Below are 26574 nucleotides of genomic sequence, written 5' to 3' on the forward strand. Positions count from 1 at the left end.
ACCAGCCGAGGGCCTCGATGTCACTCGCGAAGCGACGGGCGAAGCCGCAGCACCGGCAGCGAGCCGGTAACGTCGAGGCCGGGCGGTTTTGCTGAGAAGATGACGCCGGCCGGTCCGGAAGCCAGTTCGTCGAGCCAGGGCGGCCGCGCGCCGCCTATCAGGCGGGCGGCGAGCCCCTCCGGCGCGCGTTCGGCCATCTGGTTCAGCTCGGGGTCGCTCGTGCAGGCCGCAAGATAGGTAGCTCCCGTCGCCCGGAAGGCGGCTTCCGGATCGGCACCGGTGAAGACGGCATCGACGGCCAGAATGCCGCGGGCGCCGCGGTGATAGGGCGCGGCCAGAACGGAATGCGGCGTTGCCTTGAGCAGGAAGGCGCCGAAATTGGAGGTGGCGACGACGAGGCCCGGCGCTCGAGTGCCGAGCACCTCGCCCAGGAATGCACGGCATTCGGTCATGGCCCCCACGTTGACCGCCTCGACATCGGGACGGCCAAACACCCGATCAACCGCAGCCACGCCAAGCGTCCACACGGCGGGAACGGCGACCAGCCAACTCCAGCGTCGGGCGACCGAGCGTGCGTCGTCGCGCCCCGCGGTTGCCTTGACGGCCAGGGCGGCCACAACCCCGACCGCCGCCGATGCGACCACCTGGGCGCCAACCAGGGCACGCAGCTGTATCGCGCCGATCAGCACCGAGCCGCCCAGGATTGCCAGAACGATGATGAACGCCGGCCGGTCGGCGACGGACATGCGGCGGAGTGTCAAGACGCCGAGCATCAAGGCGGCGAGCGGCGCAAGATAGACCGGCGCCACCAGCCCCGGTCGGTTCTCAAGCGTGGACAGAAAGCTCTGCGCTTCCGCGACATGATCGAGCCAGATCGGCCGAATGGCCGGATCGATGCCGCCGTAGGGGCCGGTCAGGCAGGCCGGAAACAGTACGGCGGCAAGCGTCACCAGCAGCGAGGCAATGGCGACCAGCGCACCGCCACGCATCAGGATGCCTGGAACGCCATCGCCGTGACCGCGCAACAGAGCCGCCAGCGCGATGACGGCGCTACCACCCATGACCACTGGCGTCAGATAGGCGAAAGACAAGGCATCGCAGGCCGGCACCAACCAACGCGACGGCGGGATGGTCGCCGCCGCCACAAGCAGCGTGCCGGCGATCAGCGCACCGGCAAACAACGTCAGTCCGCGCCGCCACCGGTCGGCGTCGATGGTCCAGGCGATGGCGAGGCCGAGGATGGCCAGGAGAATGGCAAGTAGCGTCTCCATGCCCACGGCGAGGCTGCCAGCCGCCGCTGCGCCGGCGACGATCGGCCAGCGGCGGGCTTGGTCGGCTCGTACCAATCCCATCAGAACGCAGGCCAGCAACACTGCTTGAACATTGTGATGGTCGAAGGCGCCCGGCACGAAGATGCCCTTGAGCTGCGGCGACAGGAAAATCATCAGGAGGGTGGCGAGGCGGGCGATCTCGCCACCGAAGCGGGCGGCGGCCGAAGCCAGCGCGACAGCGAAGGGGATTGCCAGCAGTGCTGGCCAGAGGTGGGCCGCGAAGAGCTCGGCGCTGGCACGTCCGACCAAGGGAGTTGCGGCAAGAATGATGGTGGCGATCGGCAGGTCTACGAGGCGAGACCAGTGCATCAGCAGGCCGCCGGGCGGATCGAGGCGATATTGCGTCAGGTCGAACCAGCTTTGGCCGGCAAGAAAATCGCGCACCTCGACGAGGCGCATCATCGAATCCGGGTCGTCCCAACCGGGTCCGAGGTCGGCGAGCCGGTTCACCCCAGCGAGCGCTAGGACGAAAAGCCCCAACGCGGCGGCGAAGACGAAGCGGGCGCGCAGGCCGAGACCGAAGAGGACAGGAGCGGAGCCAAAGGCGCCTTGTTTCGAATTCATTGACCAAAGCCGACGACAGAACGTGGGAAAGCCGGGCACACGCGAAGCGTCGTTAGCCTTGCCTTAACACGATGGATAAAAGGTAAAGGCGGCGCACCGCCCATCGCGGTCCGCATCCTCCGGATGGCCCCATGACCGCAAGTGAGATCGCAACCGACACCACCCCCGTCTTTCCGGGGCTCGATATCGCAGTGGTTCTGCCCTGCTACAACGAGGGTGCGACCATCGGCGCCGTGGTGCGCGGCTTCCGTGCAGCTTTGCCGGAGGCGCGCATCTGCGTCTTCGACAACAACTCCTCCGACCGCACCGCCATCGAGGCACGGGTGGCCGGCGCCGAAGTGATCCGCGAGGGTCGGCAGGGCAAAGGCCACGTCGTCAGGCGCATGTTCGCCGACATCGATGCCGACATCTACGTCATGGCCGACGGCGACGGCACCTATGATCCACGCGACGCCGTGGACCTCGTCCGGGCGTTGGTCACCGAACGTGCCGACATGGCCGTCGGTGTACGCCGCAACGTCACCGTTGACGCCGGTCGTTCCGGGCATGCCCTGGGCAATCGGCTTTTCAACGGACTCTATCGGCGGCTGTTCGGCCCCGACTTCACCGACGTTTTCTCCGGCTACCGCGCCTTCACGCGGCGCTTCGTCAAAAGCTTCCCGGCCGTGTCGCATGGCTTCGAGATCGAGACGGAGATGGCCGTGCATGCCGGACAGCTTCACATTCCCACCGTGGAGCTACAGCTCGACTACGGCCGCCGCGTCGAGGGGGCACCGTCCAAGCTGCGCACCTTCCGCGACGGCTTCCGCATTCTGATGATGTTCGCCATGCTGGTGAAGGAGACGCGTCCAAGCCTTTTCTTCGGCGTGCTCTCGGGCGCATTCGCCGCCGCCGCGGTCATCCTGGCTCTGCCGGTCTTCGCGACCTATGTCGAGACCGGTCTGGTGCCGCGCCTGCCGACCGCCGTGCTGTCGACCGGTCTGACGATCCTCGCCGCGCTTGTGGCGACCGCCGGGCTCGTGCTCGACAGCCTCGCCCGCTCCCGCGTCGAGCAAAAGCGCATCCTCTATCTGTCGATCCCCGCGCTCCGGCCAACGGAGGAACCTGCCGAGGCAGAAACGGCAGCGAATCTCGCGGCCCTCCGTGACCTCATGCACCGGCTTGATCGCCTGTCCGACCGCAAGGCGGGTTGAGATGCCCCTCGTCGTCAGGCGGCTGGGCGGCTTTGCTCTTGCAGGTTTCAGCGGCTTCGCCGTCGATGCGGGACTGACCGAGGCGCTCGCCGGTCTGGGCATCAGCCCTTACCTTGGCCGCGTCTTCGCGGTGGCCGTCGCCATCGCCGTCACCTACACGATCAACCGCAATCTTACCTGGAAAGAACGGCGCGTACCGGTGCCGGGCCGCCGGGCGCGCTATTTCGCGGTATCGCTCGTCTCGATCGCCGCCAACTACCTAGTCTTTGCCGCTGCCCTTGTCGCCTTGCCCGGCCTGCGCCCAGTGCTCGCCGTAGCGGCGGGAACCGGTGTCGGCATGGTAATGAATTTTGTCGGTTATTCCCGTCTGGTCTTCAAGAATGATCAGGCGGCGTAGCGACTGGCGTCGGCGCCGTAATACTTGACGTAGCGCTCGGAGATGCGATCGACCGGCAACACGATCATCACGTCGGTGGTGCCGAAGGGACGATCGACGACTGCACCACGGCCAACCATGGCGCCGAGGCGAAGATACCCCTTGATGAGCGGCGGCATTCCGGCGAGCGCGGCGCGCATGTCCACCGTCTCGATCGGCAGCCGGTTCATGGAGACGGCACGCTCGGGCCGCGCCTCTACCAGCCAATCGGCGTCGGCAGACGCGTGATGATGCAAGAAGGAGAGCGGCAGGGCTAGAGCGTTGGGATCCGTGCCCTCGAAGGAGGCGCAGCCGATCATGGCGTCAATGCCGTTGTTCAGCACATAGGCCCAGATGCCCTGCCACAGGAGTTCGACGGTGCGCTTGCTGCGATAGGGCTTCATGACGCAGGACCGGCCAAGCTCAAGAAACTCAAGGCCGGCATGACGGGCGAGCAGCGGCTCGATGGAAAACTCGCCGGCGGTGTAGAAGCCGCGATGACGCTCGGCCACGGTCTGTCGCAACAGGCGATAGGTGCCGACGATGCGCGGCCGGGCCTTGCGGAACGGCCGAATCTCGACATCGTCGTGGTCGAGAACGAGCAGATGGTCGCAATAACGATCGAAGGCGTCGGCATCGCGACGGCGGATGAGGGTGCGCGGGTCGGCTGTGGCCTGCATCTCTCCGTAGAAGACGCGATAGCGCAGCGCCTGGGCGGCGCGGACCTCGGCGGTCGAACGGGCCAGCCGCACCTCCAGCGCACCCATGCGGCCGAGGGGAGCAGCCTCACCCGCCACCGTGCGCCTCGCTTGCGTTGCAGGGAAAGTGCCAGGAAGTCCGAACATCGTGAGCCCTCCGCCAAAAAGCATAGCCACCATCCCATCCTTGCCGCGAGGATAGTGACAGTTCGCCGACGATCTCGTGACATTTTGGTAGCAGATCCGGCAGGGAAAGCTGCTAACTCTCGACTCAATCTAGCCAGGATGTGGATTGCTTAAGGGAAGTTTGACAGGTTGCATCCTATGGTTTGCCGCTTTCTTCGACGAGTGAAGGCCAATGGCATCCCAAGGCAATCTCATCCTAATTTCGATCATAATACCGGTCTTCAATGAAGAAGATGCCATCGAGCCGTTTCTTCGCCGAGTCGCTCAGCCGGCGGAGACAGCCTGCCGGTTGGTCGGCCCGGACATGAGTTACGAGTTGCTTTTCGTCGACGACGGCAGCCAAGATGGTACTTATGCCTATCTGATGGAAGCGCGCCTACGGCAACCCGAAATCGAAGTGGTGTCACTGTCGCGCAATTTCGGTAAGGACGCAGCTCTCACCGCTGGCCTTCACAACGCTCGTGGCCGCGTCATCATCCCCATGGATGTCGATCTGCAGGACCCCCCTGAAGTGCTGCCGGAAATGGTCAGACATTGGCAGTCAGGTGCCGAAGTGGTCAACGTCAAACGGTCGGACCGCCTATCCGACACTTCTTCAAAACGAATTTCGGCTGAGTGGTTTTACAAAGTATACAATCGACTGGCCGAACGCCCAATCCCCGAGAACGTCGGGGATTTCCGGCTGCTTGACCGTGTGGTTGTCGACGCGCTGTTGAACATGCCCGAGCGTGCTCGCTTTATGAAAGGGCTTGTCTCCTGGGTTGGGTTCCATCAGGAGACCGTGCAAGCCAAGCGCGAGCTCCGCACAGCAGGTAGTAGTAAGTGGCGCCCGTGGCCATTGTGGAACTTCGCGCTTGACGGTTTTGCTGGCTCGACAACCGTTCCGCTCCGTATCTGGACCTACATAGGATCGGCTATTGCGCTGAGTGCCTTCCTCTACAGTCTATTTTTGGTGGTGCGACGGATTGTCGCGGGCACCGATACGCCAGGCTATACTTCCTTGATGGTGGTAATGCTGCTTTTCGGCGGCATTAACTTCATGGCACTGGGAATTATGGGCGAATATATTGGCCGCATCGCTGCGGAGGTTCGCGGCCGGCCTCTCTACATCGAACGTCGCTCTACGCTGCGAGACCGATCCGCCGCCAAGAATGGGTTACCCGCCACGGCAGACGTTGTTTCCGCATCTTCAGAAGAGAGTCGATCAGCATAAGCCATGAAACTACCTATTAGCGACACAAAGCAACGCCTCCTTCTTGCATTTATAGCCACCGCGAGCGTTCTTTTTTACATTTCGCGACCAACGAAAGACGATATTAGTTGGCTCCTAGTTGTGGCGGATTCCCTGCTAGACGGAGGACGTCTCTACGACGACATTATCGAAACCAACCCCCCAATGTCTGTATTAATTTATACTCCAGCCATTATTCTTGAACGTATTTTTCATCTTAAGGCAGAGATATTTGTTATTTTGCAGACTATGATTACCTGTCTGCTATGCATTGAGTTTTCAACGCGCCTTATTGCAAGGTCCGGACTCAACATGAAATCTGGGATATTTCGGATCGCAACGGCCTTTGTCATCATAGTCTTGCCAATGGGCGCTTTTGGCCAAAAGGACCACTTGGCTTTCGTCGCCTCGCTACCACTTCTGCTCATCATCGCCAGTGCGGACCGCCGGCAGTTTACTTGCTCGGACCAACTCGTCGCGGGGTTGTTCGGCGGGCTCACCATGGCCATCAAGCCGCAGTTTGCTCTTGTTTTCATCCTCCCCTGTCTTGCAATGTTTTTTCAAAGGCGCCGGATATCGGATCTCCACAGTCCGGCCTTTATAGCCGCTGGTGCTCTAGTTGTGATTTACGCGGTTATTATCTGCCTGCTTTTCCCCAGCTTCACCTCGAAAATGCTGCCAGTACTCACCGAAATCTACCGTCCTGTTCATGAGAATCGGCTTTTGCTACTACTGCCAAACTATTTTGGCGGCTATATCTTACTAGTTCTCATCGTTGCTGTTTGGCCCCTTGGTAGGAAGGTGCTCCAGCCCTTGCCATTAGTACTCCTTCTCGCCGGCATTGGCTTTTTTCTTGCCTTCATGGAACAGGCAAAGGGCTGGCCATATCAGGCATATCCGGCTCTGGCTTCCGGCTTACTTCTCGGCCTGAGCGTTACCCTGCCGGTTTTCAATCGGGAAGTTGGTCCGTCGCGCTCGGCCTTCTTCATCTGGCTGGGCAGCTTCGCAGTCTTGTTTGCTTGGGCGGCTCGGTTTTTAGTTTGGTCATGGATAGATTACACGCCCATAGAAAAGGCGGTGTTTGACCTTGAGCTCAAACAGCCAAGCATCCTTTCCATTGCTGCTTCACACGGTCCGGGGCATCCAGTAACGAGGGATGTTAATGGCAAATGGGCAGGCACTCTGAGTTCCCGATGGATAACGGTTGGAGCCCTAAAACAAAAAAAGCTCGGAAATCTGTCGGACGAAAGAAACCGCTCGCTCGACAATTGGGTGTCGCTTGACCGGGCCTATCTTCGACACGACATTTTGGAAAAGAAGCCGGATGTTATCCTGGTGCAGCGGAGCTCCGATTTTGATTGGCTCGCTTGGGCACAGGAGGACCCGTCAATCGCGGCCGCCTTTGCCCACTATCAACGAACCAGCTCGGTTGCCAACCCAGAGGACCCCGGCACTATCGAAATTTGGCGCCGGCTGCCCAATGGCTCTTGAGACGAGACAAGGATACGCGGGCTTGTCTTGCGTCGCCTTCGCCGGCAACCTATATACCGGCCGAATTCGGGGACTTCCCCGGTCAGCATTCAAGGGAAAAACGGGGACCGGCCGGAGATCCGGCATCTAGCCGAATGCCTCGGAAGGGGGTTCGGACGGTCTGCCTGAACGGAGTGACGAAATGGGCAAGGTTATCGGCATCGATCTCGGAACGACCAACTCCTGCGTCGCCATCATGGACGGCAAGAACGCCAAGGTGATCGAGAACTCGGAAGGCGCGCGCACCACGCCGTCGATCGTCGCCTTCGCCGACGGTGGTGAGCGTCTGGTCGGCCAGCCGGCCAAGCGCCAGGCGGTGACCAACCCCGAGAACACCATCTTCGCGGTGAAGCGTCTGATCGGCCGCCGGTTCGAGGACCCGATGGTGGCGAAGGACAAGGACCTTGTTCCCTATGCCATCGTCAAGGGCGACAATGGCGACGCCTGGGTGAATGCTGACGGCAAGAAATACTCGCCCTCTCAGATCTCGGCGATGACGCTGGCCAAGATGAAGGAGACGGCCGAGGCCTATCTCGGCACCAGCGTGACGCAGGCCGTCATCACCGTTCCCGCCTATTTCAACGACGCCCAGCGTCAGGCCACCAAGGATGCCGGCAAGATCGCCGGCCTCGAAGTTCTGCGCATCATCAACGAGCCGACGGCCGCCGCCCTCGCCTACGGCCTCGACAAGTCCGACCATTCCAAGACCATCGCCGTCTACGACCTCGGCGGCGGCACCTTCGACATCTCGATCCTGGAGATCGGCGACGGCGTGTTCGAGGTGAAGTCGACCAACGGCGACACCTTCCTCGGCGGTGAAGACTTCGACATGCGGCTCGTCAACTATCTGGCCGACGAGTTCAAGAAGGAGCAAGGCATCGACCTGCGTGGCGACAAGCTTGCCTTGCAGCGCCTGAAGGAAGCCGCCGAAAAGGCCAAGATCGAGCTCTCGTCCTCTGCGCAGACCGAAATCAACCTGCCGTTCATCACCGCCGACGCCAAGGGCCCGAAGCACCTGACGCTGAAGCTCACCCGCGCCAAGTTCGAGGCACTGGTCGACGACCTGATCCAGAAGACGGTCGACCCCTGCAAGGCGGCCCTCAAGGACGCCGGCCTCAGCGCCGGTCAGATCGACGAGGTGGTGCTGGTCGGCGGCATGACGCGCATGCCCAAGGTGCAGGAGACGGTAAAGCAGTTCTTCGGCCGCGAGCCGCACAAGGGCGTCAATCCGGATGAAGTGGTGGCCATCGGCGCCGCCATCCAGGCCGGCGTTCTGGCCGGCGAGGTCAAGGACGTGCTGCTGCTCGACGTGACGCCGCTGTCGCTCGGCATCGAAACGCTGGGCGGCGTGTTCACGCGCCTCATCGACCGCAACACCACCATCCCCACCAAGAAGAGCCAGGTGTTCTCGACCGCCGAGGACAGCCAGAGCGCGGTGACCATCCGCGTCTTCCAGGGCGAGCGCGAGATGGCGGCCGATAACAAGATGCTCGGCCAGTTCGATCTCGTCGGACTGCCGCCGGCGCCGCGCGGCGTGCCGCAGATCGAGGTGACCTTCGACATCGACGCCAACGGCATCGTGCAGGTGTCGGCCAAGGACAAGGGAACCGGCAAGGAACAGCAGATCCGCATCCAGGCCTCGGGTGGCCTGTCGGATGCCGACATCGACAAGATGGTGCGGGACGCCGAGGCCAACGCCGCCGCCGACAAGGCGCGTCGCGAGGCGGTCGAGGCGAGGAACCACGCCGAGGCGCTGATCCACTCGACGGAGAAGTCGCTCGCCGACTATGGCGACAAGGTCTCCTCGTCGGACAAGTCGATCATCGAAGGCGCCGTTGCCGACCTCAAGGCGGTGATCGACTCGAACGACGCCGAGGATATCAAGGCCAAGACCAACGCCCTCGCCCAGGCAGCCATGAAGCTCGGCGAGGCGATGTATGCCGCCCAGCAGGGAGGCGCCGAGGAGAAGCCGAGCACCGAGGGCGATGATGTTCTCGACGCCGACTTCGAGGAGGTCAAGGACGACAAGAAGAACGGCTAAGGCCGGGCTTCCTGTGCACCCCGGCTCTCCGGCCCGCAACCGGAGAGCCGTTTCCTGTTGAGGGCGGGCGGGAGGCGCCGCCCTGGGTTTCTCCCACTCGGGACCAACGATGGCCAAACGCGATTATTACGACGTGCTGGGCGTTTCCCGCGACGCCGACGAAAAGACGCTGAAGAGCGCCTTCCGCAAGCTCGCCATGCAATTGCATCCCGACAAGAATCCGGGAGATACCACCGCCGAGGCCCGCTTCAAGGAAGCCAACGAAGCCTATGAGGTTCTGAAGGACCCGCAGAAAAAGGCTGCTTACGACCGCTTCGGCCACGCCGCCTTCGAGAACGGCATGGGCGGCCGCGGCGCGGACGCCGGCTTCGGCGCCTCAATGGCCGACATTTTCGACGACATTTTCGGCGAGTTCATGGGCGGCGGCCGGCGCAGTCGACCCAACGGCCGCGAACGCGGCGCCGACCTTCGCTACAATCTCGACGTCACGTTGGAAGAGGCCTTCGCCGGCAAGACGGTCGAGATCCATGTTCCCACCTCGATCACCTGCGTGAAATGCTCCGGCACCGGCGCTAAGCCGGGAACCAGCCCGCAGACCTGCCGGACCTGCGGCGGCAGCGGCAAGGTCAGGGCCAGCCAGGGCTTTTTCACCATCGAGCGCACCTGTCCCACCTGCCAGGGCCGCGGCGAAACCATCGCCAGTCCTTGCGAGGTCTGTTCGGGAACCGGACGCACCACGCAGGAGCGGACGCTGTCGGTGAACATTCCCTCGGGCATCGAGGATGGCACCCGCATCCGGCTTTCCGGCGAGGGTGAGGCCGGTCTCCGGGGCGGTCCGGCCGGCGATCTCTACATCTTCATTTCGCTTCGCCCGCACGCCTTCTTCCAGCGCGACGGTGCCGACCTCCACTGCCGCGTGCCGATCTCCATGACCACGGCGGCGCTCGGCGGCGAGTTCGAGGTGCCCACCATCGACGGCAGCAAGACCAAGGTACGCGTGCCGGAGGGGACCCAGACCGGCAAGCAGTTTCGTCTGAGGTCCAAGGGCATGCCGGTGCTGCGCTCGCGGGACGTCGGCGACATGTATATCAATGTCACCGTCGAGACGCCGCAGCGCCTGACGCGTCGGCAGCGCGAACTGCTCGAGGAGTTCGAGCGAGAGTCGTCCGGCGAGAATAATCCCGAATCGGCCGGCTTCTTTGCCCGGGTCCGCGATTTCTTTGACAATCTGGGTAGCTGAGCCTCCAGACCGATGACATGCCCCAGGCTTAAGCTGTGATCCGAGATGTCTGCAAGCCGAACCGGGGAGTGAGGGATGTTCGTGCATCGACTGCGGGATGAAGCGATCGCCGAGGCAAAGCGGGTGCGTTGCCATTATTCGGACGATCTCAAATTCCTGAGAAGCTGGGCTGCAAAGCCGCTCACGACCGGCGCCGTGAGCCCTTCTGGACGTTGGCTTGCCCGCGCCATGGCCGCTGCCGTCGATCCTGCCTGGGAGGGAACGGTGGTCGAGCTGGGGCCTGGCACCGGCGCGGTCACCGCCGCACTCCTGGCCCGAGGCGTCGCGCCGGAGCGCCTATTGGCCATCGAGTATAATCCGGACTTCGCCGAGCACATTCGAGGCCGCTTTCCCGGTCTCGGCGTGACCGTGGGCGATGCCTATCAGTTCGGTGACGCGCTGCAGCGCGCCGGTATCGACAAGGTGGCGGCGGTCGTCTCCTCCCTGCCGCTGTTCACTCAGCCGCCGCTCCGCCGCCGCCGTCTCCTTGACGAAGCAATGACGGCTCTCGATCCAGGGCGCCCCTTCATCCAGTTTTCCTATGCGCTGGTGCCGCCGGTTCCCGCAGAGGCGGGGCGTTGGACGCTGGACGTCAGCGGGTGGATCGTCCGCAATCTGCCGCCCGCCCGTGTCTGGACCTACCGCAAGGCTTGAAGCAGCAAGGCGGTCACGCTTCTTCGCTCGCCACAGGCTCGTCCGAAGGAGTGTGCTCGGCTTCCACGCGATTCGCCTCGAAGCAGCAGTTGCAATAGGCCCGCGCGCACATGCGGCACAGGCGACGGCGGTCGTGCCCACGCGCTGCATGCTGGTAGAGCATTCGGTCAACGAGGCGCCCCAGAAGTTCCCGTTCTTCGGCGGAAAGAACCTCAAGAAAACCATTGCTTTCGGCGAGACGGCGATCCTGCAGCCCTTCTGCCTTGCGTCGTCCGGCCGGTGTGATTTCCACCTGTACCTCACGGCCGACCCGGCGGCGGCGGCGGAGTAGGCCGTCCGTCTCCAGCCTGTCGATGAGGCGGACAGTGGCCGAGTGCGTGAGGCCGACAATGGCCGCTATCTCACCGATGCTCGCTGGAGGGTTGTTGGCGGCGGTGATCAGCGCGGCGACAGCGGTTGGCGCAAGAGCGGTATCCCCGGCGAGCGTCGCATCCGTGACGGCCAGTGAGAGAGCGGCGAACTTGTTCGGCAGATGCATCTCTACGTCTCCTCCGCCCACCGGTATGCCGCCGCCCTAGCACCGACGGATATCGGATCACCTAAAACTCGAGCTATTATCATTGATAAACGAAGGTGGTAGCAGGCACCGCCCCGAAAAATACGTATTGCGCTTAAGGCGTAACGCTCCTGCCGCATGACATCCGCCGGCCGGTGGCAGCCACTCGGTCTTGAGCACAAGGAGCTTCGCCCGACGCAGACGGTGTAGAGCAAGAGCGGCCCGGCGCCAGGAGTGGCATCCGCCGGGAACCGGCGTGAGGCGCGACGGCCGGCGGTTATTCTGGCCAAAGGCCGGAAAACCTTGCTCCGGCTGGACGTCAGGTGCTTGGCGGTGGAGCGGGGGAATGATATCTAGCCGGCCATGACGACAAAGCCGCTCTCCCATATTCGCAACTTCGCCATCATCGCCCACATCGACCATGGCAAGTCGACGCTCGCCGACCGCCTGATCCAGACGACGGGCGCCGTCGCCCAGCGCGACATGAAGGACCAGATCCTCGATTCGATGGACATCGAGCGCGAGCGCGGCATCACCATCAAGGCGCAGACCGTTCGCCTTGCCTACAAGGCGGAGGACGGCGAGACCTACACGCTGAACCTGATGGACACGCCCGGCCACGTCGACTTCGCCTATGAGGTCAGCCGATCGCTCGCCGCCTGCGAGGGATCGCTGCTGGTGGTCGACGCCAGCCAGGGCGTCGAAGCGCAGACGCTTGCCAACGTCTACCAGGCGATCGACAACAACCACGAGATCGTGCCGATCCTCAACAAGGTGGATTTGCCGGCCGCCGAACCGGAACGCGTCAAGAGCCAGATCGAGGATGTGATCGGGCTCGATGCTTCGGACGCCGTGGAGATTTCAGCCAAGACCGGTCTCAACATCGAGGGCGTGCTCGAGGCGATCGTCAAGCGCCTGCCGCCGCCCAAGGGCGATCCGGACGCGCCGCTCAAGGCGATGCTGGTCGACAGCTGGTACGATGCCTACCTAGGCGTCATGGTGCTGGTGCGGATCATCGACGGCGTGCTCCAGAAGGGCATGAAAGTCAGGATGATGCGGACCGGCGCCGTCTACGAAGTGGAACGCGTCGGCTACATGACGCCGAAGCTCGAACTCTGCGACAAGCTGGAGGCCGGCGAGGTCGGCGTCATCACCGCTTCGATCAAGGAGGTGGCTGACACCGCCGTCGGCGACACCATCACCGACGAACGCCGGCAGACTGCCGAACCACTGCCCGGTTTCCGCCCAGCGCAGCCGGTGGTGTTCTGCGGCCTGTTCCCCGTCGACGCCGCCGATTTCGAGGACCTGCGCGCCGCCGTCGGCAAGCTGCGCCTCAACGACGCCAGCTTCTCCTTCGAGATGGAGACCTCCGCCGCGCTCGGTTTCGGCTTCCGCTGCGGCTTCCTCGGCCTCCTGCACCTCGAAATCATCCAGGAGCGGCTCGAGCGCGAGTTCAATCTCGACCTGATCGCCACGGCACCGTCGGTCATCTACAAGATGACGCTCACCGATGGCACGGAAATCGAGCTGCACAACCCGGCCGACATGCCCGAGGTCACCCGCATCTCGGAAATTTCCGAGCCGTGGATTCGCGCCTCGATCATGACGCCGGACGACTATCTCGGCGCCATCCTGAAGCTCTGCCAGGATCGCCGCGGCATCCAGATCGACCTGTCCTATGTCGGAAGCCGAGCCATCGTGCAGTACGACCTGCCGCTCAACGAAGTGGTGTTCGACTTCTACGATCGGTTGAAGTCGATCTCCAAGGGCTACGCGTCCTTCGACTATCACCTCAGCGACTATCGCGAGGGCGATCTCGTCAAGATGCAGATCCTCGTCAATGCCGAACCGGTCGACGCGCTGTCCGTGCTGGTCCACCGCAGCCAGGCGGAGCGGCGGGGTCGAGCCATGTGCGAGAAGCTGAAGGATCTCATTCCGCAGCATATGTTCCAGATCCCGATCCAGGCGGCGATCGGCGGCAAGATCATCGCTCGCGAGACCATCCGGGCGCTCCGCAAGGACGTGCTGGCCAAATGCTATGGCGGCGACGTGACGCGCAAGCGCAAGCTTCTGGACAAGCAGAAGGAAGGCAAGAAGCGGCTCCGCCAGTTCGGCAAGGTGGAAATCCCGCAGGAGGCCTTCATCGCCGCCCTGAAAATGGACGACTGAGCCAGAACCGTGCATGTGGCGCGTCTGCCGCCGGGCTGGCAATGTCCCCCTTGTGACACGGGGCCGTTCCGACATTGCCGCCCGAGGGCGACCATCCCCTCCTGGGGCCGACCTCACACTAGACCCGAACGAGCCCGACGACCAGTCGTCTTTACGTGTAATTGCGTAGAAAACGGCCAGCAAAACCAAACAGTCTTAAGAAAGGAAAAGGGCGTCCATTCCGGACGCCCTTTTCGTTGTTCTCGCCAGCTTTTTTGGCTCACACCGTCTTGTCGACCCTGTGGCCGCTCTCGGCGGGTGCGTCAGGCTGGGCCGCTTCTTCGGCGGGTGTCGCCTTGGGGCCGCCGCGTCCGACGCCGACAAGGGCCGGGCGCAGCACGCGCTCGCCGATCTTGAAGCCGACCTGCATCACCTGAACCACCGTGCCGCTGGGCACGCTCGGGTCGGGCACCTCGAACATCGCCTGATGGAAGTTGGGGTCGAACTTCTCGCCGACCGGATCGACACGACTGATGCCGTGCTTTTCGAGCGCCTTCATCAGCTCGCGCTCGGTCAACTCGACGCCCTCGACCAGCGAGATCAACGACTCGCCGCCAGTGGCGCGCGCCTCGGCATCGACGGCGGCGACGGCACGCGTCAGGTTGTCGGCGGCGCCGACGATATCGCGGGCGAAGTTGGTCACCGCGTAAGTGCGGGCATCAGCAATCTCGCGCTCGGTACGGCGGCGAAGGTTTTCCATGTCGGCGAGCGTGCGGAGGAGCTGATCCTTAAGGTCGCCCGCCTCCTTTTCGAGGGCGGCGATACGCTGGAGCCCCTGGTCGACCACCGGGTCCAGTTCAGGCGTGGTCGGTTCGGGAGTCTGTCCTGTCTCGTCTGCCATCTTGTCCTCATGCTGTATCACAGGCGGCAACCGCCGCCGGACGTGCCCCGGATTTGAGGGTTCCCGAGGCGAAAATCAACCCTTGGCGGCCATTGTTGCGGCGGATGCCATGTTCGGTCTTTATTGCACGCGGAGGCTTACTCCTCCATGCTTTCGTGAGCAGGAACGTAGCGAATGGGTCATCGACCATATCGCCTTCGCGGCGAATGCCTTTGCCGGCGGGTAGGCTACGAGGTGGCCGACGCCTTCGAGTATGCCATGAACTGTCATTGCTCGAACTGCCGCCGGGCGACCGGTTCCGCTTTCAAACCCTTTGCCGGCATCCGCACGACGGAGCTCGCCGTTGTACGTGGAGAGGGCGACATCATGCGCTTTGGCGACGGCAATCACGACGCCCATTGCGCCCATTGCGGCTCGCTCCTCTATTCGCAGGTCCGCGACGGCGCCTATGTGCATGTCACCCTGGGAACACTGGTCGACGCGCCGTCGATCCGCCCGACGGCGCATATCTTCGTCGGCTCGAAGGCGCCGTGGTTCGAGATTTGCGACAGCCTGCCGCAGTATGACGAGTTCCCAACGGACTGAGTGCGCCGCGACCTAGCCAAGAAGGCGCCCGACCACGCGGGCAGTATAGTCGACCATCGGCACCACGCGCGCATAGTTGAGGCGGGTCGGGCCGATGACACCGACGACGCCGATCACCCGCGCCTCGGTATCCCGGTAGGGCGATACCACAAGCGATGAGCCCGACAGGCCGAACAGCTTGTTTTCCGATCCGATGAAGATGCGCACGCCCTCCCCCGCATCGGCGAGGCCGAGGAGTTCGATCAGATCCTCGGAGCTTTCGAGTTCGTCGAACAGCGCGCGGATGCGTTCGAGATCCTCGGCCGCCCTGACGTCGTCGAGGAGGTTGGCACGGCCACGCACGATCAGGGTCTGCGGCCGACTGCCGCCGGCGTCCGACCAGGAGGCGAGACCGGCGTCGACGAGGCGGGCGGTCAGCGTGTCCAGCTCCAGCTTGCGGGCGGCACGCTGGCGCTCGACCTCGGCGCGCGTCTCGCTGAGGGTGCGGCCGCGGATATGGGCATTGAGATAGTTCGCCGCCTCCTGCAAGGCTGAGGCCGGCAGATCGGGCGGCAGATCGACGAGGCGGTTCTCGACGGTGCCGTTGTCGCCAACCAGCACGACGATGCCTCGCGTCGGTTCGATGCGGACGAACTCGATATGACGGAGCCGCGGGTCGGCCTTCTGCGTCAGCACCACGCCGGCGCCACGCGTCAGACCGGACAGCGTCTGCGAGGCTTCTGTCAGCACGTCCTCGACGCTCTTGCCGGTACCGGACGCCTTGAGGCGCCCCTCGATCGCTGATCGGTCACCCTCGGTAAGGTCGCCGATCTCCAGCATGGCGTCGACGAAGAAGCGAAGTCCGAGCTCGGTCGGCAGCCGGCCGGCCGAGGTGTGCGGGGCATAGAGGAGGCCGGCCGCTTCCAGATCGGACATGACGTTGCGCACCGAGGCCGGCGACAGCGGCGCGGCAAGAAGGCGCGATATGTTGCGGCTGCCAACGGGGTCACCCGTATCGAGATAGGCCTCGACGATGCGGCGGAAGATGTCGCGCGACCGCGAATCGAGTTCCCGCAAGCCCCCCTGTCCACCTGTGGTCACCACGATACCCAAACTCCTTTCCCATCAGATCCAATTTGGCCGCGCAGCCCCTCCGGCGCAAGTCCCGCGAAGGCCTCGGTCCCGGGGAAGGTGGACGACGCGGCGTCGCTGCTCGACAGGGGCGGCCGGTCGGGATAAAGGGGGCCGATGCTGACGCTTGCGCTCGATACTGCCAATGACCGGATCGCCGTTGCCCTTGCGGGCGAAGGCAGGGAGACGATGCGCGCCGAGGCGATCTCGCGCGGCCATGCCGAGCGACTGTTTCCCCTGATCGACGAGCTTCTCGCCTCGGCCGGCGTGGAGATCGAAAGCATCGGTCGCATCGCGGTCAACGTCGGCCCCGGCAGCTTCACCGGCATTCGCATCGCCGTGGCGGCGGCGCGCGGCCTCGGCCTCGCTCTCGGCGTGCCGGTGGTCGGCATCGATGCGCTTCGGCTCATCGCCGCCTCGCTCGACGAACCGGTGGACGGGCCGGTGCTTGCTGCGGTCGATGCCCGGCGCGGCGAGGTCTATGCCGCCCTCTATGGACCGAAGGGCGATCTCCTCGAATCCCCATTCGCAGCCGACGCTGAAGCCATTCTTGCTCGCGTTGGCGACCGAGCCGCCGTGGTTGCCGGCTCTGGTGCGGCGATCCTTGCCCATCAGGCGGCGATCTCGGGCCGAAGGGTGCCGCCGGTCGACGCGATGACCGCCACCGATCCGTTGGCGCTGGCCCGGCTCGGCAGCCTCGCCGATCCCGCCGTCGCTGCGCCCCGCCCCCTCTATCTCAGGGCGCCGGACGCCAAGCCGCAGCCGCCGGTGCCCGGACTTCTCGCACGAGCCCCGACGCCATGAAACTTCGCGACCTCACGCGCCTGTTTGCCGCTCCCCGGCCGATCTGCGAACCCGGTCGCGTTTCCGACGCCGACGACCTCGCCGTCTTGCACTCCCATGCGTTCCGACACGGCTGGCCGGCCACCGAGATGGAGGCGTTGATCACCGACCCTACGGTGACGACCATCGTCGCTCGCGAGGGGCGGACGCCGTTCAGCCGCCGACCGGTCGGCTTCGTCATGGTGCGTGCGGCTGCCGACGAGGCGGAAGTACTGACGGTCGCTGTCTCGCCGAAGCGGCGCGGCCGAGGCATCGGCCGCCTGATGATGGACGAGGTGATCCGACGCCTCTACTTCATGCGTGTCGCTTCGCTGTTCCTTGAGGTGGACGAGAGCAACGGCCCGGCGCTCGCCCTCTACCGGCGCCTCGGTTTCCGCGAGGTCGGCCGTCGTGCCAACTACTACTCCGGCGGGACTGCGAACGCCCTTGTCATGCGAGCCGATCTCAAATAACCCATAGTTGGCCGACGACGGCGGCCGATTGTTCGAGGGTATCCGCGATGACCGAGGAATCCACTCCACTCTCTCTGGAAGAAGCCTGCGCGGCGCGCGGCATGCGCATGACCGAGCAGCGACGAATCATCGCGCGCGTGCTTGAGCAGGCGATCGACCATCCCGACGTCGAAGAGGTCTACCGGCGCGCCTCGGCGATCGACAGCAACATTTCGATCTCCACCGTCTATCGCACCGTCAAGCTGTTCGACGATGCCGGCATGATCGCCCGGCTCGATTTTCGCGACGGTCGCTCGCGTTACGAGCCGCTGCCCGACGAACATCATGACCACCTGATCGATTTTCGCACCGGCGCCGTTGTCGAGTTCCACAGCGACGAGATCGAGGCGCTGCAGCGTGAGGTCGCCCGCAAGCTCGGCTACAAGCTGATCGACCATCGGCTCGAACTCTACGGCGTGCCGCTGGAGGACGCCGACAAGGAGAGCAAGGCGTGAAACCTGGCCACGTCAGGGCAGCGCTGACGCTGCCGCTGTTTTCCGTGGCCGCTTCCGTCCTCATCCTTCTCTATCTTCCGGCCCGGCACTTTCGCTGGCGTCTCGCCGGCCTGCTCCAGATGGTCTTCCACCGGCTGGCCCTGTGGACGCTCGGCATCCGCCTTCACGTGCGCGGCCGGCCGGCCGCCGAACGACCGCTGCTTCTTGCCGCCAATCATGCGTCCTGGATCGACATTTCCGCCTACAGCGCGGTGATGCCACTGTCCTTCGTGGCCAAGCGCGAGGTCGGCACCTGGCCGCTGATCGGATTCTTTGCCCGCCTGCAGCACTCCGTCTTCGTCGACCGCGCCCGGCGCGGCAGCACCGCCGATCAGGCGGACAGTATCGGCCGCCGCCTCGCCGACGGCGACGCCATCGTGCTGTTCCCCGAGGGGACCACGTCGGACGGCAACCAGGTGCTGCCCTTCCGCTCGTCGCTGTTCGGCGCCGCCCGTACCGCCCTCGACGAGGCTGGCGTCGAGGCGGTTTTCGTTCAGCCGGTCGCCATCGCCTATACTCACATGCTCGGCCTGCCGCTCGGCCGGTCGGGACGCTCGATCGTGTCCTGGGTCGGCGACCAGGATCTGGTACCGCATGCCAAGGAGCTGCTCGCCGCCTCCGATTTCGACGTGAGCATCGTCTTCGGCGAGCCGATCCGCTTCGACCGTAGCGCCGACCGCAAGAAGGTGTCCCTCGAGGCGGAAAAAGCGGTGCGTCGCCTGCTCGCCGCCGAGCTCAGGGGCTGAAAATCCGGCCGCATTAGCGCGGCATCAGCAGCCAGAGATCGAGGTCGAGCACCACCGACGGCAGATAGGCGCCGGCGTCGTCCCGGTCGGGGAAATCGGCGGCCGGCTGGTCACGCGTTCCGACCAGACGGACGCGCAGCGCTCCGAGATCGTCGCGGCCGTCGATCAACTCCTTGCCGACGATGGTCGACCAGGCATGGATGGTCGAGCCGGTGAACACCGGCGCGACATAGCGGCCGGCATTGAGCGCCGCGACGTGGACGGCGTTGCTGAGACCGTTGAACGACAAGGCGCGGCCGATCGCCATGACGAGGCCGCCCGGCACCAGCCAGCGACCGCGCGATCGTTCGTCGGAGAAGGGCAGCGGATGCTGTCGGGCGGGATTGCCGAAAAATCGGGCCGCCAGCATGGTGCTGCCCTCGTCGATCAGAATACCGTCGAGATGATCGATGCGCTCGCCAAGTTCATAGTCGCCCCAACGGAAGCGGCTGCCGGACAGGCCGCTGTCCCAGGCGGAGAGGTCGAGCACGGGCAGATGCGATCCAAGAGCATCGGCTGGAACGGCCGCCGGCAGCGGCGGCACAAGTTGCTCGGAGAATGGCGGCACGCCCTCCTCCGTCTTGCGCACGGTCTGCCAACGGGCAAAATCGATGACCTCGACGCCGCCTTCCTTGTGACCGGTGGTGCGCAGATAGACCACCCCGGTGCGCCCGCCGGTGTCGCGCAGACCGATCACCTCGGTTACCGCCGAGATCGTTTCGCCCGGATAGACCGGAGACAGGAACCGGCAGCCGGCATAACCGAGGTTGGCGACAGCGTTGAGGCCGACATCCGGTACCGACTGTGCGAACACGACGTTGAAGACCAGGAAATCGTCGATCGGCGCCACCGGATGCCCGACGGCACGGGCGAAGTCGTCCGATGATTGCAAGGCGAAGCGGCTGCCGGTCAGCGCTCGATAGAAGGCGACGTCGCCATCGGTGACGGTGCGCGGGCTGGCATGGCGAAAGACCTGACCGACCCTGAAGTCCTCGTAATAGCGGCCGCCGCTACTCTTCATGACTGACCCCGCGCAGCGAATCGATGATCATCATGCCCCGCAACGCCAGGCTGTCCATCCCCACCTAAGGTCGGGGACGCGAGACCCAGGCGTTGCCGAAGCATCGTACCCTCGGCATCCCGTCCGAAAGCCTTGGTGGACATCGGCCTGAAAGCGTCAGCAGCAGGCACGGGCGGCGACGGCGCGTCTTCACTTCCGGCGGGCGGGCGGGCATAGTCGCAGCATGTCGAACGCTGAATCCCCCACGAGCCCCGCCTCGCGTCCGGTCAGGGCCGGCGACCACGTTTTCCTGATCGACGGGTCGGGCTACATCTTCCGTGCCTATCACGCGCTGCCGCCGCTCACCCGCAAGTCGGACGGTGTGCCGGTCGGCGCCGTTTCCGGCTTCTGCAACATGCTGTGGCGGCTTCTGAAGGAAACCGAGCAGACCGCTGTCGGCGTCAAGCCAACGCATCTCGCCGTGATCTTCGACGCGTCCGCCGTCACCTTCCGCAACGAGATCTACCCGCTCTACAAAGCGCAGCGCCCCGAGCCGCCCGCCGACCTCCGGCCGCAGTTCGGATTGATCCGCGAGGCAGTCCGCGCCTTCAACGTGGCTTGCGTCGAGCAACTCGGCTACGAGGCCGACGACCTGATCGCCACCTATGCGGCGGAAGCGACGGCGGCAGGCGCTGACGTCACCATCGTCTCGTCGGACAAGGACCTGATGCAGCTTGTCGGCGACAGGGTCGTCCTGCTCGACACCATGAAGGACCGGCGGATCGGCGTGCCCGAGGTGATCGAGAAGTTCGGTGTGCCGCCCGACAAGGTGGTGGAAGTGCAGTCGCTCGCCGGCGATTCGGTGGACAACGTGCCCGGTGTGCCCGGCATCGGCCTCAAGACGGCGGCGCAGCTCATTCTCGAGTATGGCAACCTCGAATCCCTGCTCGACGGTGCGGCCGGCATCAAGCAGCAGAAGCGGCGCGAGAACCTGATCGCCTTCGCCGAACAGGCCCGCATCTCGCACCGTCTGGTGACGCTGAAACGCGACGTGCCGCTGGAGCATCCGATCGACGGGCTGGGGGTTCGGCCGATCATCGGCGAGCGGCTGATCGCCTATGCCAAGGCGATGGAGTTTTCGACCATTACCCGGCGCGTTGCCGAAACGACCGGCGTGGACCCCTCGAAGGTGGTGCCGGCCGTGGTGCCGGTGACGCACTGGCCGCCGGAAGGGGAGACCCCTCCCCTCACGGAGACCGCCGACGTCACGACCGTGGGCATCACAGTCGACCCGCCGTCTCCCGAGATCGGCGCGGAAGGGGAAAGCGGCGTGTCGGCGCTGTCGGGCGCATTCACGCCGGCAACCCGTGCCGCCGAGGCACTGGCCCGGATGCAGGCGATCCCGGTCGACTACTCGGCCTATGAGACCGTCACCGACCTTGCCCGCCTCGAAGCCTGGGTGGCGGATGCCTATGAGGCCGGCCGCGTTGCCTTCGACACCGAGACCTCGGGCCTCGATCCCATGCAGGCAGAGATTGTCGGTGCATCGCTGGCCGTCACGCCCGGTCGGGCCTGCTACATTCCCTTCGCCCACGTTTCCGGGGCCGGAGACCTTCTGGGTGGCGGCCTGGTGCCGGGACAGATCACCGTTCGCGACTTCGTGCGGGTCATGAAGCCGCTTCTCGAGGATCCCTCGGTCCTGAAGATCGGGCAGAACGCCAAATACGACTGGGTGGTTTTGAAGCGCCTAGGCATCACCATGGCGCCCTGTGACGACACCATGCTGATTTCCTACGCGCTCGATGCCGGCCGCATGGGCCACGGCATGGACGAGTTGTCGGAGGTGCTGCTCGGCCACAAGCCGATCGCCTTCAAGGACGTCTGTGGCTCGGGCAAGTCGATGATCACCTTCGACCGGGTGCCGCTCGACCGGGCCACGCATTACGCGGCCGAAGACGCCGACATCACGCTCCGCCTCTGGCACGTGTTGAAGCCGCGCCTTGTCGCCGAGGGGATGACCGCGCTCTACGAGACGGCCGAGCGGCCGCTGGTCGACGTCATCGCCCGCATGGAAATGCGCGGCGTTTCCGTTGACCGGCAGATCCTGTCGCGCCTCTCCGGCGACTTCGCGCAGTCGATGGCGGCGATGGAGGCCGGCATCTTCGAGGTGGCCGGCGAGACCTTCAACATCGGCTCGCCCAAGCAGATCGGCGACATCCTGTTCGGCAAGCTCGGCCTCGCCGCCGCCAAGAAGACCAAGACCGGCGCCTGGGCGACCGGCGCCGACGTGCTGGAAGACCTCGCCGCCGAGGGGCACGAGTTGCCCCGCCGCATCCTCGACTGGCGGCAGCTCTCCAAGCTGAAGTCGACCTACACGGATGCGCTGCCCGGATACATCCATCCGGAGACCAGGCGTGTCCACACCAGCTATTCGCTGGCGTCCACCACCACCGGCCGCCTCGCCTCGTCGGAGCCCAATCTTCAGAACATCCCGGTACGCACCGAGGAAGGCCGCAAGATCCGCCGCGCCTTCGTGGCGCCGCCGGGCCGCAAGCTGGTGTCGGCCGACTACAGCCAGATCGAGTTGCGCGTGCTTGCCCATGTCGCCGACATTCCGGCGCTGAAGAACGCCTTTGCCGAAGGCATCGACATCCATGCCATGACGGCCTCCGAGATGTTCGGCGTGCCGGTCGAGGGCATGGACCCGATGATCCGCCGCCGCGCTAAGGCGATCAACTTCGGCATCATCTACGGCATCTCTGCCTTCGGCCTCGCCAACCAGCTCTCCATTCCGCGCGAGGAGGCGAGCGACTACATCAAGCGCTATTTCCAGCGTTTCCCCGGCATCCGCGACTATATGGAGGCGACCAAGCGGCAGGCGCGCGAGAACGGCTTTGTCACCACCATCTTCGGCCGCAAGGCGCATTATCCGGAGATCGGCTCGCCCAATCCGTCGATGCGCGCCTTCATGGAACGGGCGGCGATCAACGCGCCTATCCAGGGCTCGGCCGCCGACATCATCCGTCGTGCCATGGCGCGCATGGAAGCCGCGCTCGCCGAGGCGAGACTGTCGGCGCTGATGCTCCTGCAAGTTCATGACGAACTGATCTTCGAGGCGCCGGACGATGAGGTGGAGGCGACCATCCCGGTGGTGCGTGCCGTCATGGAAGGCGCTGCCGAGCCGGCCGTGAAGCTCGCCGTGCCGCTGGTGGTCGAAGCCCGTGCCGCCCAGAACTGGGACGAGGCGCACTGATGACCGACGCGGATGCCGAACGCCACCGGCTGAAGATGGCGAAGCGCAAGGCGGTGCAGGACGCGGAGGTCGCCTCGAAGACCATCAGCGAGAAAGGCCTGCTGATCGTCAACACCGGCCCCGGCAAGGGCAAGTCGACCGCCGCCTTCGGCCTTGTCGTCCGCGCCCTCGGCCATGGCTGGAAGGTGGGCGTCGTGCAGTTTGGCAAGGGTGGCTGGGAGAGCGGCGAGCGGCGCGTGCTTGAGGGCTTTCCCGGTGTGTCCTGGCATACCCTCGGCGAAGGCTTCACCTGGGAAACCCAGGACAGGGCGCGCGATGTCGCAGCGGCGGAAAGTGCCTGGGCGAAGGCGATGGCGCTGATGGAGGACCCCGCCATCCGCCTGCTCGTCCTCGACGAACTCAACATCGCGCTCCGCTATGAGCATCTGCCGCTTCTCGATGTGGTCGAGACACTGAAGACGCGGCGGAGCGATCTCACCGTGGTCGTCACCGGGCGCAATGCCAAGGCCAAGCTGATCGAGGCGGCCGACTGCGTGACCGAGATGACCGCCGTGAAGCATCATTTCGCGGCCGGCGTGAAAGCCCAGGCCGGGATCGAGTTCTGATGGTTAGCCGGCTGATGTTTCAGGGGACCGGCTCGGACGTCGGCAAGTCGCTGATCGTCGCCGGTCTCTGCCGCCTCTTCGCCCGGCGCGGCCTCCGGGTGCGCCCCTTCAAGCCGCAGAACATGTCGAACAACGCAGCGGTGACGATGGACGGCGGCGAGATCGGCCGGGCGCAGGCGCTGCAGGCGCGTGCCGCCGGTGTCGAGCCGTCCGTGCACATGAACCCGGTTCTCCTGAAGCCGCAGTCGGAAATCGGCTCGCAGGTGGTGGTGCAAGGACGCGTCGTCGGCAATGCCAGGGCTCGCGATTATCAGGCCATGAAGCCGCAGCTGATGCCGGCCGTGCTCGACAGCTTCGCGCGGCTGTCCGAGGATGCCGATCTCGTGCTGGTGGAGGGCGCCGGGTCGCCGGCGGAAATCAACCTTCGGGCCGGCGACATCGCCAACATGGGCTTTGCGCGCGCCACGGATACGCCGGTGGTGCTGATCGGCGACATCGACCGGGGCGGTGTCATCGCCAGCCTCGTCGGCACCAAGGCGGTCATGGCAGACGACGATGCGGCACTCGTCGCCGGCTATCTCGTCAATCGCTTTCGGGGCGATGTGTCGTTGTTCGACACCGGCCTCGCCGAAATCACCCGCCGCACCGGTTGGTCGTCCTTCGGCGTGGTCCCCTATTTTCCGGAGGCTGGGCGGCTACCGGCCGAGGACGCGCTGGGGCTCAAGAGCCGCTACCACGCCGGCGGAGAAGACGGCCGCAAGCGCATCGTCGTTCCGGTGCTGCCGCGCATCGCCAACTTCGACGATCTCGACCCGCTTCGGCAGGAGCCCGGAGTCGACGTGATTCTTGCGGAGCCTGGCCGCCCGCTGCCGGCCGCCGACCTCGTGCTGCTGCCCGGTTCAAAGGCCACGATCCCCGATCTTCTCGCGCTCAAGGCGGAGGGGTGGGATATCGACATCCGCGCGCACGCCCGGCAAGGCGGGAAGGTACTCGGTCTCTGCGGCGGCTATCAGATGCTCGGCCGGGTCTTGCGCGACCCTGAGCGGATCGAGAGCGACATTGAGATCATCGAAGGCCTTGGTCTGCTTGATGTCGAGACCACCATGACCGGCGATAAGCGCCTCCGCCCGGTGAAGGGCGTGTCGATGCCCGACGGCACGCCGTTCTCCGGCTATGAGATGCATGTCGGCGCGACTGTCGGATCCGGTCGATCCAGGCCGTTCGCCCGTCTTTCGGATGGCAGCGACGAGGGGGCCGTCTCGCAGGACGGCAATGTCGTCGGCAGCTATTGTCATGGCCTGCTCGCCGACGATCGGCAGCGCGCAAGACTTCTCGCATGGATCGGCGCCGCGACCTCTGCACTCGCTTATGAGGCAGAGATCGACCGGGTGCTCGACGGTCTCGCCGATCATCTCGCAGCCCACCTCGACATAGACGGCCTTCTCGACCTCAGCCGTAGGCGAGGATGACGAGACCGAGCCAGACGAGCCCCAGCAAGGTGGCGATCAACAGCAGCGCCCGCCGGTAGAGCCGCAACGCGCGGTCGATGTCATAGGCGTTGACCTCGGCCCGGCCGTCGCCCATCCAGGCATCCTCGACGCGGCTATCGCCGTAGACCTTGGGGCCGTTGAGACGCAGGCCGAGCGCACCGGCCATGGCCGCCTCTGGCCAACCGGCGTTCGGCGACTTGTGACGGCGAGCGTCGCGGTCGATGGCCCTGACCGCTGCTGCCGCCGAGGCGCCATCATCGGCAAGCGCCGCCGCAACGATGGCCCAGGCTGTGAGGCGCGAAGCCGGCAGGTTGACCAAATCGTCGAGCCTCGCCGAAGCCCAGCCGAAGGCGAGATGGCGCGGGGTCTTGTGGCCGATCATGGAATCGGCGGTGTTGATCGCCTTGTAGGCCGCCGCTCCCGGCAAGCCGAAGACAGCCATCCAGAACAGGGGCGCGGTAACGCCATCCGAGAAGCTCTCAGCCAAGCTCTCAATGGCCGCTCGGCAGACACCGGCGGCGTCGAGGTGGGCCGGATTACGCCCGACGATCTTGCCGACGGCCAGCCGCCCCGCCTCCAGGCCACCTTGGCGCATGGCGTCGGCAACCGCCGCGACGTGGACATGCAGGCTGCGGGCGGCCAGCAGCGTCGAGCCGGCAACGGCAGCAAGACAGGGACCGGCGATGGGACCGGCGAGACCGGCGAGCGAACCGATCGCCGCGGCCACAAGGACGCTCACCATGACATTGACGGCGGCAGCGAGCATGCCGTTCAGACGACGGCGGTCCGCGTCGAACTCATCGCGGTTGAGCGTGCGGTCGAGAAAGCCGATCAGCGCGCCCATCCAGGTCACCGGATGCCCAATCCGCCGGAAGACGAGATCCGGGTAGCCGATCGCCGCTTCAAACCCGAGGGCCAGCAAGGCGATGAGGAGAGAGTCGAGCGGGACCATTGTCAGCGTCTCTTCCGAGCGACGGCCAGACGGCCTGAAGCGTTAGCCGCGCCTTTCTGTCATGCCTCCCGCCGTTCCGAAAGCCCCGGCGTGTCGAACGCTGTGAGGCTGGGCGCCCCGACGGGAATGGCAAAGGACGATTCGGACGGGTTTTCGTCCCAGACGACAGGCAAATATTGCCGCAAAGAGTATCCCGTGAAATACCTAGGCGAGAGATTCTATCTGTGGTTGACGATGCG

23 protein-coding genes are annotated in these 26574 nt (G+C 64.8%); 16 read left to right on the forward strand and 7 right to left on the reverse strand.

Features of this window, described 5'->3' with window-relative positions:
* Nucleotides 1–20 precede the first annotated feature (20 nt).
* Nucleotides 21–1895, reverse strand: a complete 1875-nt coding sequence (locus CXZ10_RS09025; RefSeq protein WP_101288814.1) for a hypothetical protein — start codon at nt 1893–1895, stop codon at nt 21–23.
* 131 nt (nt 1896–2026) lie between these two features.
* Here CXZ10_RS09025 and CXZ10_RS09030 point away from each other — a divergent pair, with 131 nt between their 5' ends.
* The gene (locus CXZ10_RS09030; protein ID WP_101288815.1) at nt 2027–3088 is read left to right on the forward strand and encodes a glycosyltransferase; all 1062 of its coding nucleotides are present in this window, start codon (nt 2027–2029) and stop codon (nt 3086–3088) included.
* 1 nt (nt 3089) lies between these two features.
* Nucleotides 3090–3485 (forward strand): GtrA family protein, encoded by a 396-nt coding sequence (locus tag CXZ10_RS09035; protein ID WP_101288816.1) that lies wholly within the window; start codon nt 3090–3092, stop codon nt 3483–3485.
* Here the strand turns inward: CXZ10_RS09035 and olsB are convergent.
* Nucleotides 3473–4372 (reverse strand): l-ornithine N(alpha)-acyltransferase, encoded by a 900-nt coding sequence (olsB, locus tag CXZ10_RS09040; protein WP_425298933.1) that lies wholly within the window; start codon nt 4370–4372, stop codon nt 3473–3475. The genes CXZ10_RS09035 and olsB overlap by 13 nt on opposite strands.
* A gap of 187 nt (nt 4373–4559) precedes the next feature.
* Here olsB and CXZ10_RS09045 point away from each other — a divergent pair, with 187 nt between their 5' ends.
* The 5 genes from CXZ10_RS09045 to CXZ10_RS09065 all read left to right on the forward strand — a co-directional run bounded on the left by CXZ10_RS09045 (nt 4560) and on the right by CXZ10_RS09065 (nt 11122).
* Nucleotides 4560–5600 carry a glycosyltransferase family 2 protein gene (locus CXZ10_RS09045; protein WP_101288818.1) on the forward strand — a complete coding sequence of 347 codons (1041 nt, stop codon included), beginning with the start codon at nt 4560–4562 and terminating at the stop codon, nt 5598–5600.
* Nucleotides 5601–5603: 3 nt separating this feature from the next.
* A complete protein-coding gene (locus tag CXZ10_RS09050) occupies nt 5604–7109 on the forward strand; it encodes a hypothetical protein (protein ID WP_101288819.1) in 1506 nt (501 codons plus the stop codon).
* Between the two features lie 181 nt (nt 7110–7290).
* A complete protein-coding gene (dnaK, locus tag CXZ10_RS09055; RefSeq protein WP_101288820.1) occupies nt 7291–9189 on the forward strand; it encodes a molecular chaperone DnaK in 1899 nt (632 codons plus the stop codon).
* 109 nt (nt 9190–9298) lie between these two features.
* Nucleotides 9299–10429, forward strand: coding sequence for a molecular chaperone DnaJ (gene dnaJ, locus CXZ10_RS09060; protein WP_101288821.1), 1131 nt, complete (start codon nt 9299–9301; stop codon nt 10427–10429).
* A 75-nt stretch (nt 10430–10504) separates the two neighbouring features.
* On the forward strand, nt 10505–11122 hold the full coding sequence (locus CXZ10_RS09065) for a class I SAM-dependent methyltransferase (RefSeq protein ID WP_180335924.1): 618 nt from the start codon (nt 10505–10507) through the stop codon (nt 11120–11122).
* Nucleotides 11123–11135: 13 nt separating this feature from the next.
* On the opposite strand, the gene CXZ10_RS09070 is transcribed toward CXZ10_RS09065, so the two are convergent.
* The gene (locus CXZ10_RS09070) at nt 11136–11660 is read right to left on the reverse strand and encodes a MarR family winged helix-turn-helix transcriptional regulator (protein ID WP_101288822.1); all 525 of its coding nucleotides are present in this window, start codon (nt 11658–11660) and stop codon (nt 11136–11138) included.
* Nucleotides 11661–12041: 381 nt separating this feature from the next.
* On the opposite strand from CXZ10_RS09070, the gene lepA reads away from it, so the two are divergent.
* Entirely contained in the window at nt 12042–13847 is a 1806-nt protein-coding gene (lepA, locus tag CXZ10_RS09075; RefSeq protein ID WP_101288823.1) for a translation elongation factor 4, read from the forward strand.
* Nucleotides 13848–14106: 259 nt separating this feature from the next.
* Here the strand turns inward: lepA and grpE are convergent, their stop codons facing one another.
* The gene (gene grpE / locus CXZ10_RS09080) at nt 14107–14727 is read right to left on the reverse strand and encodes a nucleotide exchange factor GrpE (RefSeq protein WP_101288824.1); all 621 of its coding nucleotides are present in this window, start codon (nt 14725–14727) and stop codon (nt 14107–14109) included.
* A 174-nt stretch (nt 14728–14901) separates the two neighbouring features.
* Between grpE and CXZ10_RS09085 the strand changes: the two genes are divergently transcribed.
* Complete coding sequence (locus CXZ10_RS09085; RefSeq protein WP_101288825.1) at nt 14902–15312, forward strand: GFA family protein; 411 nt, start codon at nt 14902–14904, stop codon at nt 15310–15312.
* A 12-nt stretch (nt 15313–15324) separates the two neighbouring features.
* On the opposite strand, the gene hrcA is transcribed toward CXZ10_RS09085, so the two are convergent.
* On the reverse strand, nt 15325–16395 hold the full coding sequence (hrcA, locus tag CXZ10_RS09090) for a heat-inducible transcriptional repressor HrcA (RefSeq protein WP_101288998.1): 1071 nt from the start codon (nt 16393–16395) through the stop codon (nt 15325–15327).
* Between the two features lie 144 nt (nt 16396–16539).
* On the opposite strand from hrcA, the gene tsaB reads away from it, so the two are divergent.
* The 4 genes from tsaB to olsA are packed head-to-tail and all read left to right on the forward strand — an operon-like array spanning nt 16540 to nt 18996.
* Nucleotides 16540–17226, forward strand: a complete 687-nt coding sequence (tsaB, locus tag CXZ10_RS09095; RefSeq protein WP_101288826.1) for a tRNA (adenosine(37)-N6)-threonylcarbamoyltransferase complex dimerization subunit type 1 TsaB — start codon at nt 16540–16542, stop codon at nt 17224–17226.
* Nucleotides 17223–17717: a ribosomal protein S18-alanine N-acetyltransferase gene (gene rimI, locus CXZ10_RS09100; protein ID WP_101288827.1), complete on the forward strand. Its 495-nt coding sequence runs from the start codon at nt 17223–17225 to the stop codon at nt 17715–17717. The genes tsaB and rimI overlap by 4 nt, the downstream gene beginning before the upstream one ends.
* 47 nt (nt 17718–17764) lie before the next feature.
* Entirely contained in the window at nt 17765–18211 is a 447-nt protein-coding gene (locus tag CXZ10_RS09105) for a Fur family transcriptional regulator (protein ID WP_101288828.1), read from the forward strand.
* Nucleotides 18208–18996, forward strand: coding sequence for a lyso-ornithine lipid O-acyltransferase (olsA, locus tag CXZ10_RS09110; protein WP_101288829.1), 789 nt, complete (start codon nt 18208–18210; stop codon nt 18994–18996). Before CXZ10_RS09105 ends, olsA begins: the two co-directional genes overlap by 4 nt.
* 13 nt (nt 18997–19009) lie before the next feature.
* Here olsA and CXZ10_RS09115 read toward each other — a convergent pair whose 3' ends face one another.
* The gene (locus CXZ10_RS09115) at nt 19010–20056 is read right to left on the reverse strand and encodes a MaoC family dehydratase (protein ID WP_101288830.1); all 1047 of its coding nucleotides are present in this window, start codon (nt 20054–20056) and stop codon (nt 19010–19012) included.
* A gap of 223 nt (nt 20057–20279) precedes the next feature.
* Between CXZ10_RS09115 and polA the strand changes: the two genes are divergently transcribed.
* Genes polA through CXZ10_RS09130 form a run of 3 tightly spaced genes read left to right on the forward strand, consistent with a single transcriptional unit; the run spans nt 20280 to nt 25362 of the window.
* Nucleotides 20280–23288, forward strand: a complete 3009-nt coding sequence (gene polA, locus CXZ10_RS09120; protein ID WP_101288831.1) for a DNA polymerase I — start codon at nt 20280–20282, stop codon at nt 23286–23288.
* The gene (gene cobO / locus CXZ10_RS09125) at nt 23288–23893 is read left to right on the forward strand and encodes a cob(I)yrinic acid a,c-diamide adenosyltransferase (protein WP_101288832.1); all 606 of its coding nucleotides are present in this window, start codon (nt 23288–23290) and stop codon (nt 23891–23893) included. The genes polA and cobO overlap by 1 nt, the downstream gene beginning before the upstream one ends.
* Nucleotides 23893–25362, forward strand: coding sequence for a cobyric acid synthase (locus CXZ10_RS09130; RefSeq protein WP_180335925.1), 1470 nt, complete (start codon nt 23893–23895; stop codon nt 25360–25362). The genes cobO and CXZ10_RS09130 overlap by 1 nt, the downstream gene beginning before the upstream one ends.
* On the opposite strand, the gene cbiB is transcribed toward CXZ10_RS09130, so the two are convergent.
* Nucleotides 25343–26335, reverse strand: a complete 993-nt coding sequence (gene cbiB, locus CXZ10_RS09135) for an adenosylcobinamide-phosphate synthase CbiB (protein ID WP_101288833.1) — start codon at nt 26333–26335, stop codon at nt 25343–25345. The two genes, CXZ10_RS09130 and cbiB, sit on opposite strands and share 20 nt — an antisense overlap.
* Nucleotides 26336–26574: the final 239 nt, after the last annotated feature.

This window comes from Pleomorphomonas diazotrophica (assembly GCF_002844595.1).
GTDB lineage: Bacteria > Pseudomonadota > Alphaproteobacteria > Rhizobiales > Pleomorphomonadaceae > Pleomorphomonas > Pleomorphomonas diazotrophica.

Excerpts from the sequence above, each read along its gene's own strand:
- CXZ10_RS09025 (WP_101288814.1), bottom strand. The coding sequence starts at position 1,895 with ATGAATTCGAAACAAGGCGCCTTTGGCTCCGCTCCTGTCCTCTTCGGT.
- CXZ10_RS09030 (WP_101288815.1), top strand. The coding sequence starts at position 2,027 with ATGACCGCAAGTGAGATCGCAACCGACACCACCCCCGTCTTTCCGGGG.
- CXZ10_RS09035 (WP_101288816.1), top strand. The coding sequence starts at position 3,090 with ATGCCCCTCGTCGTCAGGCGGCTGGGCGGCTTTGCTCTTGCAGGTTTC.
- olsB (WP_425298933.1), bottom strand. The coding sequence starts at position 4,372 with ATGCTTTTTGGCGGAGGGCTCACGATGTTCGGACTTCCTGGCACTTTC.
- CXZ10_RS09045 (WP_101288818.1), top strand. The coding sequence starts at position 4,560 with ATGGCATCCCAAGGCAATCTCATCCTAATTTCGATCATAATACCGGTC.
- CXZ10_RS09050 (WP_101288819.1), top strand. The coding sequence starts at position 5,604 with ATGAAACTACCTATTAGCGACACAAAGCAACGCCTCCTTCTTGCATTT.
- dnaK (WP_101288820.1), top strand. The coding sequence starts at position 7,291 with ATGGGCAAGGTTATCGGCATCGATCTCGGAACGACCAACTCCTGCGTC.
- dnaJ (WP_101288821.1), top strand. The coding sequence starts at position 9,299 with ATGGCCAAACGCGATTATTACGACGTGCTGGGCGTTTCCCGCGACGCC.
- CXZ10_RS09065 (WP_180335924.1), top strand. The coding sequence starts at position 10,505 with ATGTTCGTGCATCGACTGCGGGATGAAGCGATCGCCGAGGCAAAGCGG.
- CXZ10_RS09070 (WP_101288822.1), bottom strand. The coding sequence starts at position 11,660 with ATGCATCTGCCGAACAAGTTCGCCGCTCTCTCACTGGCCGTCACGGAT.
- lepA (WP_101288823.1), top strand. The coding sequence starts at position 12,042 with ATGACGACAAAGCCGCTCTCCCATATTCGCAACTTCGCCATCATCGCC.
- grpE (WP_101288824.1), bottom strand. The coding sequence starts at position 14,727 with ATGGCAGACGAGACAGGACAGACTCCCGAACCGACCACGCCTGAACTG.
- CXZ10_RS09085 (WP_101288825.1), top strand. The coding sequence starts at position 14,902 with ATGGGTCATCGACCATATCGCCTTCGCGGCGAATGCCTTTGCCGGCGG.
- tsaB (WP_101288826.1), top strand. The coding sequence starts at position 16,540 with ATGCTGACGCTTGCGCTCGATACTGCCAATGACCGGATCGCCGTTGCC.
- rimI (WP_101288827.1), top strand. The coding sequence starts at position 17,223 with ATGAAACTTCGCGACCTCACGCGCCTGTTTGCCGCTCCCCGGCCGATC.
- CXZ10_RS09105 (WP_101288828.1), top strand. The coding sequence starts at position 17,765 with ATGACCGAGGAATCCACTCCACTCTCTCTGGAAGAAGCCTGCGCGGCG.
- CXZ10_RS09115 (WP_101288830.1), bottom strand. The coding sequence starts at position 20,056 with ATGAAGAGTAGCGGCGGCCGCTATTACGAGGACTTCAGGGTCGGTCAG.
- polA (WP_101288831.1), top strand. The coding sequence starts at position 20,280 with ATGTCGAACGCTGAATCCCCCACGAGCCCCGCCTCGCGTCCGGTCAGG.
- cobO (WP_101288832.1), top strand. The coding sequence starts at position 23,288 with ATGACCGACGCGGATGCCGAACGCCACCGGCTGAAGATGGCGAAGCGC.
- CXZ10_RS09130 (WP_180335925.1), top strand. The coding sequence starts at position 23,893 with ATGGTTAGCCGGCTGATGTTTCAGGGGACCGGCTCGGACGTCGGCAAG.
- cbiB (WP_101288833.1), bottom strand. The coding sequence starts at position 26,335 with ATGGTCCCGCTCGACTCTCTCCTCATCGCCTTGCTGGCCCTCGGGTTT.